Source organism: Caulobacter sp. SRI_014 (genome assembly GCF_057586315.1).
This window is the reverse complement of record NZ_JBYCZQ010000005.1, coordinates 1-14800: the sequence shown is the minus strand read 5'-3', so window position 1 is coordinate 14800 and position 14800 is coordinate 1. Positions and strand designations below refer to the sequence as shown.

Below are 14800 nucleotides of genomic sequence, written 5' to 3'. Positions count from 1 at the left end.
AACAACGAGCCGCGCCATGTCCATTGAAATCCTGATGCCCGCCCTGTCGCCGACCATGGAAGAAGGCTCGCTCGCCAAGTGGCATGTGAAGCCCGGCGACACGGTCAAGGCCGGCGACGTGATCGCCGAGATCGAGACCGACAAGGCGACCATGGAGGTCGAGGCCGTCGACGAAGGCGTGGTCGAAGCCATCCTGGTTGACGCCGGGACCGAAGGCGTGAAAGTGAACACCCCCATCGCCCGCCTGGCCGGGGAAGGGGAGGCGCCCGCGCCGGCTCCGGCCCCCAAGGCTGAAGCCCCCAAGGCCGAAGCCCCCAGGGCCGAAGCGCCGCCGCCCGCCGCGCCCGTGCAGGCCGCCGGTGAGACCGGCGCGACGACCAAGGCTCCGGCCCCCGTGCCGGCGACCGCGTCCGGCGACCGTATCATGGCCTCGCCGCTGGCCCGCCGCCTGGCCCAGGCCGCCGGCCTCGACCTCGCCACGGTGAAGGGCACCGGCCCGCATGGCCGGGTGGTCAAGGCCGACGTCGACGCCGCTCGCGGCAAGGCCCCCGGAGCCGCACCTTCGGCCGCGCCCGCCGCTGCTGGCGCTGCGGCTCCGGCCCGCGCGCCGCAATCGCTGGCCCAACTGGGCATCCCGGAAGGCACCTACGACCTCGTCCCGCTCGACGGCATGCGCAAGACCATCGCCCGCCGGATGACCGACAGCTTCCGCGACATCCCGCACTTCCCGCTGACCATCGACCTGGAGATCGACGGCCTGCTCGCCGCCCGGTCCAAGATCAACGCCATGCTGGAGAAGGACGGCGTCAAGGTTTCGGTCAACGACCTGGTCATCAAGGCCGTCGCCGTCGCCCTGACCCGCGTGCCCGAAGCCAACGCGAGCTACTCGCCCGAAGGCCTCGCCATGCACCATCACGCCGACATCGCCATGGCCGTGGCCATCGACGGCGGCCTGATCACTCCGATCATCCGCAAGGCCGACACCAAGGGCCTGGCCCAGATCGCCACCGAGGCCAAGGACCTGGCCGGCCGCGCCCGCGACCGCAAGCTGAAGCCCGAGGAGTTCCAGGGCGGCACCTTCTCGGTCTCGAACCTGGGCATGATGGGCATCAAGTCCTTCGCCTCGATCATCAACGAGCCGCAGGGCTGCATCATGAGTGTCGGCGCGGGCGAGCAGCGCCCGGTCGTCAAGAACGGCGAGCTGGCCATCGCCACGGTGATGACCGTCACCCTGACCTGCGACCACCGGGTCGTCGACGGGGCCATCGGCGCGAGGTTCCTGCAGGTGTTCAAGTCGCTGATCGAAGACCCGCTGACGATGATCGTCTGATCGGCCGTCCCCAGCGCATCTGAACCTTTGGAGTGATCCCGTGAGCGACTTCGATCTCATCGTCATCGGCGCTGGCCCCGGCGGCTACGTGGCGGCCATCCGCGCCAGCCAGCTGGGCCTGAAGACCGCCATCGTCGAGCGCGAGAACCTCGGCGGCATCTGCCTCAACTGGGGCTGCATCCCGACCAAGGCCCTGCTCAAGAGCGGCGAGGTTTATGAACAGCTGAGCCACCTCGACGCCTACGGCCTGTCGGTCACCGGCCGGTCGTTCGACTTCTGCAAGGTAGTCGAGCGCTCGCGCGGTGTGGCCAAACAGCTGGCCAGCGGCGTCGCCTTCCTGATGAAGAAGTACAAGATCGAGGTTATCGAAGGCACGGCCAGGCTCGAGAAGGGGCAGGACGCCCCCAAGGTCGTGGTCGCCCTCAAGGCCGGCGGCAGCCGCACCGTCGCCGCCGAGTCCGTGATCCTCGCCACCGGCGCCCGCGCCCGCACCATCCCGGCCATCGGCGCCGTGCCGGACGGCAAGGCCATCTGGGCCTACCGCGAAGCCCTGACCCCCAAGACCTGTCCCAAGACCCTGGTGGTCATCGGCTCGGGCGCCATCGGCATCGAGTTCGCCAGCTTCTACCGCGCCCTCGGCGCCGAGGTGACGGTGATCGAGGCCGTCGACCGCATCATGCCGGTCGAGGACGAGGAGATCTCCAAGGCCGCCCAGAAGGCCTTCGAAAAGCGGGGCATCAAGTTCCGCATCGGCGCCAAGGTGTCCAAGGTCGCCGCGACCAAGACCGGCGTCAGCGTCGCCGTCGAGGCCAGCGGCAAGGCCGAGACCCTCGAGGCCGAGGTCTGCATCGTCGCCGTCGGCATCGCCCCCAACACCGAGGATCTGGGCCTCGAAGCCTTGGGCCTCAAGCTCGACCGCGGCCATGTCGTCGCCGACAAGCACGGCGGCACCAACGTCCCCGGCCTCTACGCGATCGGCGATGTCGCCGGCGCCCCCTGGCTGGCCCACAAGGCCATGCACGACGGCGTCCACTGCGTCGAGCATATCGCCGGCGTGAAGGTCCCGACCGTCACCGCCCCGATCCCGGGCTGCACCTATGCCAACCCGCAGGTTGCTTCCGTCGGCCTGACCGAGGCCGCCGCCAAGGCTGCAGGCTACGAGGTCAAGGTCGGCCGCTTCCCCTTCAAGGTGAACGGCAAGGCCATCGCCGCCAGCGAAACCGAAGGCTTCGCCAAGACGGTGTTCGATGCGAAGACCGGCGCCCTGCTCGGCGCCCACATGATCGGCCACGAGGTCACCGAAATGATCCAGGGCTACACCATCGCCATGACCATGGAAGGCACCGAGGAAGACCTGTTCAACACCGTCTTCCCGCACCCGACCATGAGCGAGGCCATGCACGAGGCGGCCCTGGACGCCTTCGGCAAGCCGCTGCACATCTGATGATCCGCCGCGCCCGGCCGGACGACCGCGCGGCGCTGGTGGCGCTGATGATGGCCAGCAACGGCTACGAGGCGCCGGCGGCGCGCGCGATGATCGCCGAGTTCACCCCGCGCTGGACCTTCACCGAGGCCGACGAAGTCTGGCTCGACGAGGAGGCCGGCGAGGTCATGGGCTTCCACCAACTGATCCCGCACGGCCCGGACACGCTTGAACTCGACCTCTTCTTCACCGCCAACGCCGCCCAGGGCAAAGGCGTCGGCCGCCGGCTGTTCGCGCATATGGCGGAGCGGGCGAGGGCGCTTGGGGCCAGCGCGGTGGTGATCAGTTCGAACCCCCAGGCGGCCGACTTCTATCGCCGCATGGGCGCGGCCGACGCCGGGGTCTCTCCGCCGGTTGGTGAGATCACCTGGGAACGTCCGAAGTTCCGGCTCGAACTCTAAGAGCGAGATCAGCAATATAAGCTCTCCCCCCGCGAAGTGGGGGGAGGACAGATTTCGAGCCTTGGCGAGAAATCAGGAGGCGGGCCCCACCGGCGGTAGGGAGGTTCCTCCTGACATCGGGGGTTCCCCCCTCCTGCTTTGTCGCTGGACGCTCCAAAGCGGTCCTCCCCCGCTTGCGGGGGGAGAGCTTGATTTTCGCCGCCGCCTTAGCTCCGCACCTTCACAAACGACCCCGGCGCATCTTCCAGCGGCTTCAGCGGCCCCTTGGTCGGATCCCGCGCCGGGACCATGTCGCCCGACCGCTCGTTCAACCAAGCCGCCCAGTGCGGCCACCAGCTGCCGGGATGCTCCTGAGCTCCGGCGATCCATTCATCCACGGTCGCCGGCAAGGCGCTGTTGGTCCAGTGCTGGTACTTCTTCGCGTCCGGATGGTTGATCACCCCGGCGATGTGCCCCGACCCCGCCATCGTGAACGTCACCGGCCCGCCGAACAGCTTGGCCCCGCGATAGATGCTGCGGAACGGCGCGATGTGGTCCTCGCGGCTCGACTGCACATAGATCGGCGTCTTCACCTTCGACAGGTCCAGCTTCACCCCGGCCAGGGTCAGGTTCCCCTCCGCCAGCGCGTTGTCCTTGTAGAAGTTGCGCAGATAGAACAGGTGCAGCGCCTTGGGCATCCGCGTCTGGTCGCTGTTCCAGAACAGCAGGTCGAACGGCTTGGGCTCCTTGCCCATCAGGTAGTTGTTGACGAAGAACGACCAGATCAGGTCGTTGCCGCGCAAGGCATTGAACGTATCGGCCATCGACTTGCCGGGCAGGAAGCCGCCGGCCTTGTCCATCTGGGCCTCGATGTCCTTCAGCCAGCCCTCATCGACGAACAGCCGCAGGTCGCCGGCCTCGGCGAAGTCCTGCTGGGCCGCGAAGAAGGTCGCCGAATTGATCCGCGCATCACCCTTGGCGGCCATGTGCGCCAGCGCGCAGCTGAGCAGCGTGCCGCCGATGCAGTAGCCGACGGTGTTCACCCTGTCCGTCCCGCACTGCTTCATCACCTGCGCGGTGGCGTCGTAGATGCCTTCGACCAGGTAGTCCTCGAAGGTCTTGGCGGCGAGCTTCTCGTCCGGGTTCACCCAGCTGGTCACGAACACACTGAACCCCTGGCCGGTCAGCCAGCGGATCAGGCTGTTATCGGGGCGCAGGTCGGTGATGTAGAACTTGTTGATCCATGGCGTGAACAGCAGCAGCGGGATCTCCCGCACCTGGTCCGTCGTCGGATTGAACTGCAGAAGCTGCAGGATGTCGTTCTGATAGACGACCTTGCCCGGCGCCGTGGCGACGTTCTGGCCGACCACGAACTCGTCCATGTCGGTCTGGCTGATCGACAGCTGGCCGCCGCCGCGGGCCAGGTCGCCGGCGAACTGGTCCATGCCGCGCACCAGGCTCTCGCCGCCGGTGGCCACCACCTCGCGCAGGGCGGCGGGGTTGCTCATCAGGAAGTTCGACGGGCTGACCGCGTCGGTCAGCATCTTCATGAAGAACTCGACCCGCCGCTTCTCCAGCGGATCGACCCCCTCGACCTCGGCCACCAGGGTATTCAGCCAGTTCGAGGTCAGCAGATACGACTGCTTCATCACGTCGAACAGCGGATGGGCGCCCCAGTCGGGATCGTTGAACCGCTTGTCACCCTTGGCCGGGACGACGGTCGGCTCGACCGTTTCGCCGCCCATCCGCTTGGCCGTGTTCTGCCAGAGGTCGAGATAGCGCGAGAACAGGTCCGCCTGGGCCCGCAGCATGCGGTCCGGCTCGCTGGCCAGCTTGCCCATCACCTGGGTCAGGGCCGGCCCCACATGGAAGGGATCGGTGTTCAGCGCCGCCGGGGCGTCGGCCTGACGCAGCGCCGCCTCCGCAATGGCCCCCTGAGCCGTGATCGCCGCCCGCGCCAGATTCGCCGACAGCTTCTCGAACTGCTCGCGCTGTTCCTTGGGAATGAAGCCGGCCGGATCGCCAATCGGCGGAAACTGCGGCGCCTCGGGGGCGGACGACTTGGGCGGCGGGGGAGGGGCCGTCGCCTCGCGCGCCGCCTGGATCCGGTCGTCCGGCGCCGCTTTCGCCTTCGCCGCTTTCGGGGCCGCCTTGGGTTTGGCGGCCGCCTTCGGCTTGGCTGTCTTGCGGGTCGGGGCCTTGGCTTCACCGGCCATGCATCGTTTCCTCACCTGCAAGGGCGTGGCGTCGCCCTTTCGCTTGCCGCAATCATCGCATATGACCGGACTTGAGATGAACGGCCAAGCCCGCATTCCGTTGTCGCGCGTAATCAGCGCTTCCGTCCTGATCCTGGGCGCCCTGTCGCTCGCCGCCTGTGTGTCGCCCTCGGGCCGCCAGGTGTTCGCCGAGGTCCCGGTCAACCCGACCTCGCCGGCCAAGGAACAGATCGAGGCGGTGCTGGCCAGGCCGGCCAACGACTTCCCGACCTTCGCCTCCATCCCGGCCCCGCCGACCGACCTGCCGACCGCCGAAGCCGTCAAGGCGGCGGTCGAGGAGGAGCAGACCGAGGCCCTCTACGTCACCAACAGCACGGCCCCGGAAACCTGGGACCTCGACGCCAACGACGCCTTCGCCGCCCGGGCCAAGGCCGACGCCGGCGACCTGCAGGCGCCGACAGACGCGGAAATCGCCGAATCCGAGCGCTTCGTCGCCGCCGCCAAGGCGCGAGCTAAGGCGCCCCCGAAGCCGAAGTAGGGAACTACGGGCGTCGGGGGCATAATCTTCCAAGAGCCTGCTTGGTACAGGCCCCTCCGTGGGCTATCCATGCGCGACTTCAGCTCCCACGCGCCGATTTGCGGCGACGAGCCCCAATGACAACCGATTTCCACCGTATCCGCCGCCTGCCGCCCTACGTCTTCGAAGAGGTCAACCGCATCAAGGCCCGCCTGCGCGGCCAGGGCGTCGACATCATCGACTTCGGCATGGGCAACCCCGACATGCCGACGCCCAAGCACATCGTCGACAAGATGATCGAGACGGCCCGCGACCCCAAGTCCGGCCGCTACAGCGCTTCGAAGGGCATCATCGGCCTGCGCCGGGCCATGGCCGGCTACTATGACCGCCGCTACGGCGTGAAGCTGAACCCCGACACCGAGGTCATCGCCACCTTGGGCTCCAAGGAAGGCTTCGCCAACCTGGCCAACGCCCTGACCGCGCCGGGCGATGTCATCATCTGCCCCAACCCCGCCTATCCGATCCACGCCTTCGGCTTCATCATGGCCGGCGGCGTGATCCGCCACGTCCCGGCCCTGTCGCCGGAAGAGTACCTGGCCGGGGTCAGCCGCGCGGTGAAGAACTCCGTCCCGCCCCCGACCGTCCTGATCCTCAGCTACCCGTCCAACCCGACGGCGCAATGGGTCGATCTCGACTTCTACAGAGACGCCGTCGCCCTCGCGAAAAAGCACGACCTGCTGGTCATCAGCGACGTCGCCTATTCGGAAATCTACTTCGACGACAACCCGCCCCCCAGCGTGCTGCAGGTCGAGGGCGCCAAGGACTGCGCCGTCGAGGTCAACAGCCTGTCGAAGACCTATGCCATGGCCGGCTGGCGGGTCGGCATGGTGGTCGGCAACGAGCGCATGTGCGCGGCTCTCGCCCGGGTGAAGTCCTACCTCGACTACGGCGCCTTCACGCCGATCCAGGTCGCCGCCGCCGCCGCCCTCAACGGGCCGCAGGACTGCGTCGACGAAATCCGCGCCACCTACAAATCGCGCCGCGACGTTCTGGTGAAGTCCATGGCCCAGGCCGGCTGGGACATCCCCAGCCCGCCCGCCTCGATGTTCGCCTGGGCCCCGATCCCCGAGCAGTACAAGGAGGCCGGCTCCATGCTGTTCGCCAAACTTCTGGTCGAGGAAGCCGGCGTCGCCGTGGCGCCCGGCTCGGGCTTTGGCGAATACGGCGAAGGCTATGTCCGCATCGGCCTGGTCGAGAACGAGCAGCGCATCCGCCAGGCGGCGCGCAATGTGAAGAAGTTCCTGGCGAACTCTTCGGAAATCCTGGGCCGGGCTCACAACGCCCTGGCGGCGCAGTGAAGAACCATTTCTATCAACCGCTCATCCCGGCGAATGCCGGGACCCAGATTCATCATCTGGCGTGGGCGGGTTTCATCTGGGTCCCGGCATTCGCCGGGATGAGCGGAGGTTGGGGTGTCTAAGAAAACCTGGCGTGTCGGCGTTGCCGGCCTCGGCACTGTCGGCGGCGGCCTGCTCGAATTCCTCGCCGAACGCCCTGACTTCGCTCCCGCCGGCGACCGCGCCGTCATCACCGCCGTCAGCGCCCGCAACCGCACCCGCCATCGGCCGGTCGACATCTCCAGCCTCGCCTGGTTCGACGACCCGGTCGCCCTGGCCGCCAGCCCCGACATCGACATCTTCGTTGAACTGATCGGCGGCTCCGACGGCCCGGCCAAGGCGGCCGTCGAGGCGGCCCTCAAGGCCGGCAAGCCCGTCGTCACCGCCAACAAGGCCCTGATCGCCGTCCACGGCGCCGAACTGGCCGCCCTGGCCGAAGCCGCCGGCGTGCCCCTGCTGTTCGAGGCCGCTGTCATGGGCGGCACCCCGGCTGTGAAGATGCTGCGCGAAGCCATGGTCGGCGACGATGTCTCTGCCCTGGCCGGCATCCTCAACGGCACCTGCAACTTCATCCTCAGCGAGATGGAATCGAAAGGCCGCGCCTTCGCCGACGTGCTGAAGGACGCCCAGGCCATGGGCTATGCCGAGGCCGACCCGACCACCGACGTCGGCGGCTTCGACGCCGCCCACAAGATCTCCATCCTGGCCGCCCTGGCCTTCGGCTGCGCCCCCAACTTCGCCGCCGCCGAGATCGAGGGCATCGACGGCGTCGAACAGCTCGACATCGCCATGGCCAAGGACCTCGGCTACCGCATCCGCCTGATCGCCTCGACCGAGCGCACCGAGGACGGCGTCGCCGTCCGCGTCCACCCCAGCCTGGTCGCCTTCGGCCATCCCCTGGCCGAGACCCGCGGCGCCACCAACGCCCTGTTCATCGAGGGGACGCGCATCGGCCGCATCTTTATCCAGGGCCCCGGCGCCGGCTCGGGCCCGACCGCCGCCGCGGTCGCCGCCGACATCGCCGACGTGATGACGCTCGCCAAACGCCCGGTCTTCCAGGCCCCGGCCGGCGACCTGCCGCCGTTCGTGGCGGTCGCCCCCACCCGCCGGGTCGGCAAGGCCTATCTGCGCCTGCTCGTCGAGGACAAGGCCGGCGTCATCGCCGCCGTCTCCGAGACGCTTGCCGAATGCGGCGTCTCCATCGACAGCTTCCTGCAGAAGCCGGTGGAAGATGTCGGCGGCGTCCCCATCGTCCTGACCACCCACGCTGTGGCGGAGTCGGTGCTGACCGACGCCATCGACCGCCTGGAACGCCTGCCGGTGGTGCTGGAACGGCCCAAGCTGCTGCGAATCGCCCGGATCTGATCTGGTCCGGGCCGCGGCGCTCTACCGACGGTCCGGAAGTGTTGTCACCCGAGCAACTGCCAGACGATCAGGCCCGCCCCGCCCAGAATGGCTGTGTGCGAGCCGGTCATGCCGAGGATGCGGCCAAGGTCGTCCGTGGCCTTGAAGGACAGGAACAGGGCGTGCGCGATCCGGCCGGCGACGAGGGTCGCGCCGAAGAGGTGCAGCCACTCCGGACCGGCGCCCATGGTTTCGGCCATCCACAGCAGGATGAGCGCCAGCGGCACATATTCGGCGAAGTTCGCGTGGACGCGGATCCTGCGTTCAACGTCCTCATCGCCGCCGCTGCCAAACCCCAGGCGCCGGCCGCGTCTGGCAAGGATGACCCGGGTCGAGAGCAGGATAAACAGCGGCGCCAGGGCGGCGGCGTACACCGGGATGATGGGCATCGCAGGCTCCGACGGTCAGCGAGGGGCCCAGGCGGCCCAGATGAGGGCCGGCCAGAGGGCGATGATCACGATGAAGCTGAGGGTCACGCCGTGCGGCGCCGCGCTCCAGCCCTGCGCCCGAACCAGTGGCAGGACGAACAGCCCCAGATACAGGCTCTTGTAGATCACCTGCAGGACCAGCACGCCGACGAAGACGCGGGGCTGAAAGAGGCCGGCGGCGGAACAGAGCAGGATGGCCGCCCAGAGGCTGGCCACCAGCAGGCGCAGGCCGGGTGACTCGCCGACCTTGTGCTCAAAGGCCTGGACAGTGACGCCGTTGGCTCCGACCAGCATCGAGCCGACCACAGGCAGCAGGATGAGGATGTTCAGCCCGTAGGCCGCTCGCAAGAGGGTGTCGATCATGACTCCGCCGCTTCTGCTTACACCGTAAATGGTGATCTGGAGCGAAGCGCGGCGTGGGCAAGGGCCTCATCAACCCTAAGCTAGGGGCAGCGGTCGGCCGCAACGAGCTGCACGTTGGCATGGCTCAGCACCGCCTCGCGCTGCGCATCGTCACCCGTCTCGATGTTGGCCTTGCCGCTGAACGTCGCCGGCCAGGTCGTCGGGCCTTCCGTCCGCTCCGCCGCCTGAACCGATCCATGGATGCTTACCAGAACCAACCCCTCCAGCGGCTTCATGTCCGAGAGCCAGGTCACCCCATGGCTGCTCTGCCCGCTGATTTCGCCGCTCGGGGCGGCGCTGCGGCCCGCCGTGATCGTCCACCCCGCGGGGATGTGACAGACGGCCAGGACGTCGACGCCCCAGGTGTCGATCTTGAAAGCGTCCAACCGCTCTTCCGGCCCCAGGGGAACGGTGATGGAAGCGATGTAGCTCGTGCCACCGTCCTTCGCCGCCGCCGGCATTTCGGCCTTCGGCTCAGGCGAGGGGGAGCAGCTGGCGCACAGCAGGGCGGCCAGGGTGGTGATGATGAGCGCGCGCATGTCTGGCGGAGTCCCTCGGCGACGACCCATGACGCTCGCGGAATCGGGCGCTCGAAAGGCGTTACGGCTGGTCGATGTTCGCGGCGGGCGACAGCTGGCGCGGCATGACCACGAAGCGGTAGGGCGTGCCGTCCACCGAGTATTCGAACGACGGTGTCGAGGTCAGGGTCGCCGGCATCGACATCACCTTCGGCGCCTGCCAGGCGCCGTCCTTGAACAGCGCCATCTTGGCGGTCGTGAAGGATTGTGCGTTGGCGTCAGGCCGCTCCGCCGAAACCTCAACGCGCATCAGGTCGGGGATCTCGATCCGCACGGTGCGACCGTATTGACCGACGACATTCCGCCTGGCCAGCAGCTGGCCGTCCTTCAGGAACAGGGTGGTGTAGACGACATCGGGCTGGTCGGCGGCCGGCTGATCACCCCCGGCCATTGCCATGGATGCCGACAGGACGGTTGCCGCCGCGGCGGCGGCCAGGACTTTCCACTTCATGCTTCGCTCCCCCGGATTCGAATCACATCGGTATTCCGGTCGAGGCTGAGCCACGGCGCGGGTTCGCGCAATTCCTGGTGGAGGATGCGGAGGGCTCGCCTGGGCTTCATTGACATGATATAACAGCACTTATATATTATCGGCATGTCAGACGCCCTGCCCACCCTCGGCACCCTCGTTCGGAGCCTGCTGGATCGACTCGACAGCGAGGTCGAGGCCGCCTACGCCGCCGCCGGCCTCGCCTGGCGGCCGCGATACACCCCGATCCTCCGGGGTCTGCTGCGCAATGGGCCCGCCTCGATCAAGACCTTGGCCCAAGGGATGGGCGTCAGCCACTCCGCCGCCAGCCAGTCCGTTTCCCAGATGGCCCGCGAGGGTCTGGTGACCCTCAAGCCCGGCGCCGATGGCCGCGAGCGGATCGTGGTCACCACCCCCAAGGCCGACGCCATGTTGCCGGCGCTCGAACGCCAATGGGCCGCCACCAACCGCGCCGCGGCCCAGCTGGACGCCGAACTGTCCTTTCCGCTCTCGGCCGCGCTCGCCGAAGCGATCGCCGCCCTCGACCGGCGCCCCTTTGGCGCGCGCATCAGGGACGCCGCCGAGACCCTCAACGCCTCGGAATAGCCCGAGCCCCGACACCAACGGAGAACTTCCATGGGCCCGAAATCCTCGGCCGCCGACATTGCGCACGCGCCGAGGGGCCCCCTCGGATGGCATCCGCCGGATCTCGGTGAGCGAAGGGTCCTGCATCCCGGGCCCCTGCGCTGGTTGCGGGCCATCGGCTGGATCCTTGCGCTGGTCTTCCTCGTCGCCCTGACCTCGCTGTCGGCCGGGGAGGCCCTGGGCCACCTGTGGCCGAAAACCTCGGAGCCCCTGCAACTGGCCGCCAACGTCATCGGCGCCCTGATCGGCCTGGCGGTCTACGCGATCGCGGTCTTGCTGGCAGAGGGGCGATGGCCGTCGGAGCTTGCCTTGCGGCCCCTGGCGCCGGAGCTCGCCGCCGGCCTTCTGATCGGCGCCCTGATGTTCGCGGCGGTGATGGCCGTCATGGCCGTCTTCGGCCTCTACGATATCCGCAGCGCGGGTGAGGCCCCGGCCTGGATGGCCGTCGGCCGGGCCGTTCAATCGGGCGTGGTCGAGGAGATCATGATCCGGGCCATCCTGCTGCGACTGGTCTGGCGGGCCTTCGGACCCTGGGTGGCCCTGGCGGTGTCGGCGGCCGTGTTCGGCTTTGGCCACCTGCCCAACCCCGGGGCGACCGTGTTCGCCGCCGTCTGTATCGCGCTCGAGGCCGGCATCATGCTGGCGGCCTTCTACGCCCTGACCGGCCGGCTGTGGGTCTCGATCGGCGTTCACGCGGCCTGGAATTTCACGCAGGGCTATGTGTTCGGCGCGGCCGTCTCTGGCGGTGACTTTGGGCCTGCGATCGCCAGCAGCACCGCGCGCCCGGGCCTTCCGGCCTGGCTGACCGGCGGTGTGTTTGGTCCGGAGGCGTCGTTGCCGGCGGTCGTCATCTGCACCGCCGTGGGCGGCGCGGCCCTGTGGCTCGCCTGGCGCCGGGGACACCTCAAATCCCGGCAGACCGCCTGAGCCTGGCCGGCTTTGTCGACAGCCGGGAGGCGGTCTACGGCCCGGTCGAAGGGCTGCTCACCGCCGGCTTGTCAGCCGGCGCCTGGCCCAGCAGCTTATGGCTCGGCGGCGGCGACACGACCGAAACGACCGCGATGTAGAGGTAGAGCAGGATGTGTGCGCCTATGGCCGTCGCGAACAGCCACTTGCGCTTCGTCCAGGCCGCCACGCCGACCAGGACGATGTAGATCGCCATATTGGTCGAATAGGCAGAGATCAGGGCCTGACCGTTCTCTCGCGTCAGATTGACCGCCAGCATGCCGCAGACGCCGATCAGATTGGCCAGGATCAGCAGGCAGAGGGCCGCCCGCCGGTGGGCCCAGAAATGGTCATCCAGCGGCGTTTCCGGGTCGGTCTCGTCGGGAAACACCAGGGCGGCGGCGATGAAATAGACCACCGCATCGACCAGCCCGCCGATCAGCAGGCCGTAACTGAACGGCAGCTCGCGGTAGTTGACCCAGGCCGCCTCCCAGAAGGTGGCGATATCCAGAGCCACGAACACGGCCAACAGCGGCGTCAGCCACCCGACGGGCCGCGTCTTGCGGTGCTTGAAGGCCCGCGCCGCGCCTGTCGCCAGCACCGCCACCGACAGGCCGAGCAACAGGCCGTAGAAGCTGAAGAAGAATTCAAAGGCGCTCATGGAATCCCCCTCCCGCAGGCGTCGCACCTTGCAAGACGGGCCTGCGCGCCGCAACGTCCTGTTGTGGAGCATGCCGGACGGCGGCGCGGGAGACAGGCCAATGATGCTGCGCGCTATCGTGCTCGCCGCGGCCCTGCTGGCCGCCACGGCGGCGCAAGCCTCCGATCTGAAGGGGCCGGCCCGGTTCTGCGGCTACTCGCCGATCATCGACCTGAGCGCCGGCGAGACGGTGACGACGCTGGGTGGCGGCATTCACGGCGGCCGCTTCCGCTGGGACGGCGCCTTCGGCTCGCTTGAGGTCTTCGGCATCGGCTGGGCCAGCAAGCCGCCCGGCCATATCGTGCAGCCGAAGGCCGGCGACAGGCCCGCCCGCTTCGGCGAGCGGAAGGATGAGGATGGCTACGTGATCGCGATCTGGAACGGCGAACACGGCGCCGCCTACTTCACCTCCAGGACCCCCTTCACGGCCAAACAGCGCCGGGCCATCGCCCGCGTGCGCCTGTTCAACGAGGGTGAGGACCCCGAAGGCTGCGATCTGCGCACCATCTTCGTGTGGGAATGACTATGCGCATCACCGTCGTTGCTGCGACCTTGCTGGCCCTTCTCCTCGGGACGGTATCCGCACCGACCGGAGTGGCCGCCGAGCGCCGACTTCACAAGGGATACGCCTGGGGCCGATGCCTGCTGAAGGTGGCCGACAAGATGCTGATTGCCGGGCGCTGTTCCTACGAAATCCACAAGGGCGGAGCCTTCAGCTTCCACGGGCCTCGGCAGGTCTGGGATGGCATCGACTACGAAAATCCCGGCGGCGGCGGCGCCGGGCAGCGATCCGCCGACTACTGGGTGGCGGTGAACCTGGACGAGGACGGAACCTGGTATGGCTACAGCGTCTACGATGTCAGCTCGACCCACGGCACGATGCACTTCGAGACCCTGACGCGAGACGGGGCCTGCTACCTCGGCAAGACGGCGACCGGCTGGACCGAGGCAGGCTGGACCGCGCCTGGCGCCCCGGTCCGCATCTGTCTCTGGAAAGAATAACCCGTCATCCCGGCAGCCAGCCTAGGCCAGTGTTCCCAACAGCTCGTCCAGTTGTTCGAACTGTTCGGGCAGGCCTTCCTCGGCGCCGCGTTCGGCCTCCAGCGCCGCCTTGCTGGGGAAGCGGTCGCTGTAGGTCAGCAGGCACTGATCGCCCCGGTCCTCGAAGGTCACGGTGGTCACCGCCCCCTCGTCGCCTTCCTCGTTGGTCCAGACCATCCTGGCGTTCGGAATCACCTCGAGGTACCGGCCGTAGAAGCTGAACGACGACGCCTCATCCTGGCCGAAGGTCAGCTTGTAGCCGCCGCCTGTCCGCACATCCATTTCGCAGGCCAGGATCGGCATCCCCAGCGATCTCGGCGACCACCAGCGCTTGAACAGCTCGGCCGTCGACCAGGCCTGGAAGACGAGCCTTGCCGGCGCGTCGAACAGGCGGGTGACCACCAGCTCCGTGTCCGAAACCCGTTCGATCTTGGTGGGGCCATTCTGGCTAGCCTGGTTCTCGGCCATCGGCTTTCTCCTTTGCCTTGAGTTCTTCAATGATCCCGTCCAGGGCCGCGAAGCGGGCGTCCCAGAGCCGTCGATAGCTGTCGATCCAGTCCGCGGCCTCTTCCAGCCGCCGCCGGCCCAGCTGGCAGGTCCGCACCCGGCCGACCTTGCGCGTCGTGACGAGGCCAACCCCCTCCAGCACCCCGATGTGCTTCTTCATGCCCGTCAGGGTCATGTCGAACCGATCCGCCAGATCGGTGATCGAGGCGTCCGCCCGGCCAAGCTGCTCCAGCACCCCGCGCCGGGTCGGGTCCGACAGGGCGGCAAAGGAGGCGTCGAGGCCGGTCTGCTGAAACTGAACCATGTGGTTCAGTGTTAGCGCGTCGTTCCATAACCTGCAAGCCCGCGCGCTCGATGA

General features: G+C 68.1%; 18 protein-coding genes. 10 read left to right on the top strand and 8 right to left on the bottom strand.

The features are described from left to right. The first annotated feature begins 16 nt into the window (after positions 1–16). From AC2YG9_RS12745 to AC2YG9_RS12735, 3 genes are read left to right on the top strand one after another with little or no spacing between them, the layout of a single operon-like run. On the top strand, positions 17–1330 hold the full coding sequence (locus AC2YG9_RS12745; protein ID WP_487298354.1) for a pyruvate dehydrogenase complex dihydrolipoamide acetyltransferase: 1314 nt from the start codon (positions 17–19) through the stop codon (positions 1328–1330). A gap of 40 nt (positions 1331–1370) precedes the next feature. Then, positions 1371–2774 (top strand): dihydrolipoyl dehydrogenase, encoded by a 1404-nt coding sequence (gene lpdA / locus AC2YG9_RS12740; RefSeq protein ID WP_487298353.1) that lies wholly within the window; start codon positions 1371–1373, stop codon positions 2772–2774. Beyond that, on the top strand, positions 2774–3214 hold the full coding sequence (locus AC2YG9_RS12735) for a GNAT family N-acetyltransferase (protein WP_487298352.1): 441 nt from the start codon (positions 2774–2776) through the stop codon (positions 3212–3214). Before lpdA ends, AC2YG9_RS12735 begins: the two co-directional genes overlap by 1 nt. A 206-nt stretch (positions 3215–3420) precedes the next feature. Here AC2YG9_RS12735 and phaC read toward each other — a convergent pair whose 3' ends face one another. Further along, positions 3421–5409, bottom strand: a complete 1989-nt coding sequence (gene phaC / locus AC2YG9_RS12730; RefSeq protein WP_487298351.1) for a class I poly(R)-hydroxyalkanoic acid synthase — start codon at positions 5407–5409, stop codon at positions 3421–3423. A 76-nt stretch (positions 5410–5485) separates the two neighbouring features. Here phaC and AC2YG9_RS12725 point away from each other — a divergent pair, with 76 nt between their 5' ends. The 3 genes from AC2YG9_RS12725 to AC2YG9_RS12715 all read left to right on the top strand — a co-directional run bounded on the left by AC2YG9_RS12725 (position 5486) and on the right by AC2YG9_RS12715 (position 8688). After that, positions 5486–5947: a hypothetical protein gene (locus tag AC2YG9_RS12725; protein ID WP_487298350.1), complete on the top strand. Its 462-nt coding sequence runs from the start codon at positions 5486–5488 to the stop codon at positions 5945–5947. Positions 5948–6063: 116 nt separating this feature from the next. Continuing rightward, entirely contained in the window at positions 6064–7284 is a 1221-nt protein-coding gene (locus tag AC2YG9_RS12720; RefSeq protein ID WP_487298349.1) for an LL-diaminopimelate aminotransferase, read from the top strand. 114 nt (positions 7285–7398) lie between these two features. After that, complete coding sequence (locus tag AC2YG9_RS12715) at positions 7399–8688, top strand: homoserine dehydrogenase (RefSeq protein WP_487298348.1); 1290 nt, start codon at positions 7399–7401, stop codon at positions 8686–8688. Positions 8689–8732: 44 nt separating this feature from the next. Here the strand turns inward: AC2YG9_RS12715 and AC2YG9_RS12710 are convergent, their stop codons facing one another. The 4 genes from AC2YG9_RS12710 to AC2YG9_RS12695 form a co-directional block, all read right to left on the bottom strand. Continuing rightward, the gene (locus AC2YG9_RS12710) at positions 8733–9116 is read right to left on the bottom strand and encodes an MAPEG family protein (protein ID WP_487298347.1); all 384 of its coding nucleotides are present in this window, start codon (positions 9114–9116) and stop codon (positions 8733–8735) included. A gap of 15 nt (positions 9117–9131) precedes the next feature. Next, positions 9132–9518, bottom strand: coding sequence for a hypothetical protein (locus tag AC2YG9_RS12705; protein WP_487298346.1), 387 nt, complete (start codon positions 9516–9518; stop codon positions 9132–9134). An 80-nt stretch (positions 9519–9598) separates the two neighbouring features. Then, positions 9599–10096 (bottom strand): hypothetical protein, encoded by a 498-nt coding sequence (locus AC2YG9_RS12700; RefSeq protein ID WP_487298345.1) that lies wholly within the window; start codon positions 10094–10096, stop codon positions 9599–9601. A gap of 61 nt (positions 10097–10157) precedes the next feature. Then, positions 10158–10586 carry a hypothetical protein gene (locus tag AC2YG9_RS12695; protein WP_487298344.1) on the bottom strand — a complete coding sequence of 143 codons (429 nt, stop codon included), beginning with the start codon at positions 10584–10586 and terminating at the stop codon, positions 10158–10160. Positions 10587–10730: 144 nt separating this feature from the next. Here AC2YG9_RS12695 and AC2YG9_RS12690 point away from each other — a divergent pair, with 144 nt between their 5' ends. Beyond that, on the top strand, positions 10731–11210 hold the full coding sequence (locus AC2YG9_RS12690; protein ID WP_487298343.1) for a MarR family winged helix-turn-helix transcriptional regulator: 480 nt from the start codon (positions 10731–10733) through the stop codon (positions 11208–11210). 30 nt (positions 11211–11240) lie between these two features. After that, entirely contained in the window at positions 11241–12176 is a 936-nt protein-coding gene (locus AC2YG9_RS12685; RefSeq protein ID WP_487298342.1) for a CPBP family intramembrane glutamic endopeptidase, read from the top strand. A gap of 34 nt (positions 12177–12210) precedes the next feature. On the opposite strand, the gene AC2YG9_RS12680 is transcribed toward AC2YG9_RS12685, so the two are convergent. Then, the gene (locus AC2YG9_RS12680; RefSeq protein ID WP_487298341.1) at positions 12211–12855 is read right to left on the bottom strand and encodes a hypothetical protein; all 645 of its coding nucleotides are present in this window, start codon (positions 12853–12855) and stop codon (positions 12211–12213) included. Positions 12856–12955: 100 nt separating this feature from the next. Between AC2YG9_RS12680 and AC2YG9_RS12675 the strand changes: the two genes are divergently transcribed. Both AC2YG9_RS12675 and AC2YG9_RS12670 read left to right on the top strand, forming a co-directional pair. Continuing rightward, the gene (locus tag AC2YG9_RS12675; RefSeq protein ID WP_487298340.1) at positions 12956–13417 is read left to right on the top strand and encodes a hypothetical protein; all 462 of its coding nucleotides are present in this window, start codon (positions 12956–12958) and stop codon (positions 13415–13417) included. A 2-nt stretch (positions 13418–13419) separates the two neighbouring features. Then, complete coding sequence (locus tag AC2YG9_RS12670) at positions 13420–13896, top strand: hypothetical protein (protein WP_487298339.1); 477 nt, start codon at positions 13420–13422, stop codon at positions 13894–13896. Between the two features lie 21 nt (positions 13897–13917). Here AC2YG9_RS12670 and AC2YG9_RS12665 read toward each other — a convergent pair whose 3' ends face one another. Together AC2YG9_RS12665 and AC2YG9_RS12660 are read right to left on the bottom strand one after the other, a co-directional pair. Next, complete coding sequence (locus AC2YG9_RS12665) at positions 13918–14403, bottom strand: SRPBCC family protein (RefSeq protein WP_487298338.1); 486 nt, start codon at positions 14401–14403, stop codon at positions 13918–13920. Next, positions 14384–14746, bottom strand: coding sequence for an ArsR/SmtB family transcription factor (locus tag AC2YG9_RS12660; protein WP_487298337.1), 363 nt, complete (start codon positions 14744–14746; stop codon positions 14384–14386). Before AC2YG9_RS12660 ends, AC2YG9_RS12665 begins: the two co-directional genes overlap by 20 nt. Positions 14747–14800: the final 54 nt, after the last annotated feature.

Coding starts and splice junctions, on each gene's coding strand:
- AC2YG9_RS12660 (WP_487298337.1), bottom strand. CDS start 14,746: ATGGTTCAGTTTCAGCAGACCGGCCTCGACGCCTCCTTTGCCGCCCTG.
- phaC (WP_487298351.1), bottom strand. CDS start 5,409: ATGGCCGGTGAAGCCAAGGCCCCGACCCGCAAGACAGCCAAGCCGAAG.
- AC2YG9_RS12700 (WP_487298345.1), bottom strand. CDS start 10,096: ATGCGCGCGCTCATCATCACCACCCTGGCCGCCCTGCTGTGCGCCAGC.
- AC2YG9_RS12670 (WP_487298339.1), top strand. CDS start 13,420: ATGCGCATCACCGTCGTTGCTGCGACCTTGCTGGCCCTTCTCCTCGGG.
- AC2YG9_RS12720 (WP_487298349.1), top strand. CDS start 6,064: ATGACAACCGATTTCCACCGTATCCGCCGCCTGCCGCCCTACGTCTTC.
- AC2YG9_RS12745 (WP_487298354.1), top strand. CDS start 17: ATGTCCATTGAAATCCTGATGCCCGCCCTGTCGCCGACCATGGAAGAA.
- AC2YG9_RS12675 (WP_487298340.1), top strand. CDS start 12,956: ATGATGCTGCGCGCTATCGTGCTCGCCGCGGCCCTGCTGGCCGCCACG.
- AC2YG9_RS12680 (WP_487298341.1), bottom strand. CDS start 12,855: ATGAGCGCCTTTGAATTCTTCTTCAGCTTCTACGGCCTGTTGCTCGGC.
- AC2YG9_RS12690 (WP_487298343.1), top strand. CDS start 10,731: ATGTCAGACGCCCTGCCCACCCTCGGCACCCTCGTTCGGAGCCTGCTG.
- AC2YG9_RS12685 (WP_487298342.1), top strand. CDS start 11,241: ATGGGCCCGAAATCCTCGGCCGCCGACATTGCGCACGCGCCGAGGGGC.
- AC2YG9_RS12725 (WP_487298350.1), top strand. CDS start 5,486: ATGAACGGCCAAGCCCGCATTCCGTTGTCGCGCGTAATCAGCGCTTCC.
- AC2YG9_RS12735 (WP_487298352.1), top strand. CDS start 2,774: ATGATCCGCCGCGCCCGGCCGGACGACCGCGCGGCGCTGGTGGCGCTG.
- AC2YG9_RS12705 (WP_487298346.1), bottom strand. CDS start 9,518: ATGATCGACACCCTCTTGCGAGCGGCCTACGGGCTGAACATCCTCATC.
- AC2YG9_RS12695 (WP_487298344.1), bottom strand. CDS start 10,586: ATGAAGTGGAAAGTCCTGGCCGCCGCCGCGGCGGCAACCGTCCTGTCG.
- AC2YG9_RS12710 (WP_487298347.1), bottom strand. CDS start 9,116: ATGCCCATCATCCCGGTGTACGCCGCCGCCCTGGCGCCGCTGTTTATC.
- AC2YG9_RS12665 (WP_487298338.1), bottom strand. CDS start 14,403: ATGGCCGAGAACCAGGCTAGCCAGAATGGCCCCACCAAGATCGAACGG.